General features: G+C 70.8%; 1 protein-coding gene. It reads right to left on the bottom strand.

The window, feature by feature from the left end; all coding sequences use genetic code 11:
• The coding region (locus ACOADB_RS23810; protein ID WP_378604616.1) for a serine/threonine-protein kinase at window positions 1–1836 on the bottom strand (1836 nt) is incomplete at both ends.

Raw genomic sequence — 1836 nt, forward strand, 5'->3', positions numbered from 1 at the left:
CGGCACCTTGGCGGCGCCGGACACGACGGGCAGGGCCTCGCTGAGGATCCGCACGGTGAAGCGCTGGCGGGTCTGGCCGTCGACGCTGGAGGTCTCGATGGTGCGCATCGCCTGGTCCAGAACCGCAATGTCCTGGCCCCCGCCCGACAGCAACACCTCTGCGCGCTGCTGACGGCTCTCGGTGTAACCGCGGCTGGTGGTCGGGACGAGGTCGAGCGCGGCGACCGCACCTGCGGTGTCCTTGCGGCCCGCCCGCACCCGCGCCATGCCGAACGCCGAGGGCGGGACGTAGGCGGCGTCCGTGGACGCGCACACCTGGTAGAGGCCCTCGGAGACCTCGGGCAGCCCGCCGCGCTCACACGCGAAGGCGAGCGCGAGCTTGGGCGCGAGCTCTCCGGGCACCTGCTGGTAGACGGCGTTGAACGACGCCTTCGCGGTCTCCCAGTCCTCGGCCTGGACGGCAGCGAGGCCCTCGATCCACAGCGCGCGCCACTCCCACGGGTCGTCGGCGAGCAGCGCCTGCGCGTGCGACTTCGCGGCCACGGGGTCCGCCAGGTCCAGCGACGCACGGGCACGCGCCAGCCACACCTCGGCGCTGTCCTCGGGCGCCTGCAGCAGGTCGGCGAGCCGCTGCTTCGGGTCGTCGGAGCTGATCGTCGAGAGCCAGCTGTACTGCGGGTCGGTGGTGTCCTCGCGCAGCTTCGGCAGCTGGCTCCACTCAGTGATCGGGCGCGCCGTCGCGGGCGACTCGAAGAGCACCGAGGAGGCCGACGTGCTCGCCGTGCCCTGGCGGCGGCGGGCGACGACCTCGCGCAGGACACCGAGCACCTGCGTGCGCAGCTCGTCCACGGAGGCGAACCGGTCCGCCGGATCGGGCGCACAGCACTTGGCCAGCAGGTGGTAGAGCGAGTCGTACTGCTGGAAGAGCGGCGTCGCGTCCACCGGCGGCAGGCTGTGCAGGTAGGTGCCCTGGTAGCCGCGGAACTCCATCGTCAGCACGACGAGCGTGCGGCCGATCGTGTAGATGTCGGAGGCCACGGTCGGCCCGACCTCGGCCACCTCGGGCGCCTGGTAGCCGACCGTGCCGTAGATCGCCGACTCCTGGTCGTCGATCCGGCGCACGCCACCGAGGTCGATCAGCTTCATCGCGTCGCCGACCTGGATCATGTTGTCGGGCTTGAAGTCGCAGTACACGAGACCGAGGTCGTGGAGGTACTGGAAGGCCGGCAGCAGCTCGAGGATGTAGGCCAGCGCCTGGTCGACCGGCAGCGGGTCGTAGTCGCCGTTGTTGGCCGACATCCGCTGCTTCAGGATCTGCTTGAGCGACTTGCCGCCGACGTACTCCATGACGATGTAGCCGGCGCCTTCGTGGGTCACGAAGTTGTAGATCTCGACGATCAACGGGTGCTCGACCTGCGCGAGGAACTGCTGCTCGGCGATCGCTGCCGCGAGCGCGTCGGGGTCACCGGAGTTCAGCAGGCCCTTGAGCACCACCCACCGGTTGGAGACGTTGCGGTCACGGGCGAGGTAGATCCAGCCGAGACCACCGTGGGCGAGCGCGCCCGCGACCTCGTACTGGCCGGCGACGAGGTCACCCGACACCAGCTTGGGGGTGAAGGAGAACGGCTGGCCGCAGTTGGGGCAGAAGCCCTCGCTCCGGCCGGGTGTGCCGTCGATGGAGCGGCCGACGGCCTTGCCGCACTTGGAACAGCTCCGCTTGTCCTCGGGGACCTGCGGGTTGGCCATGATCGCCTTGGCAGCGTCCACCGGCGGCGCAGGCGGTACGACGGTGAGGCCGGCGCCGAGCCGGGCCGACCGCATCCGCTGCGACCCGGT

This window comes from Nocardioides sp. CPCC 206348 (assembly GCF_048654705.1).
Lineage (GTDB): Bacteria > Actinomycetota > Actinomycetes > Propionibacteriales > Nocardioidaceae > Nocardioides.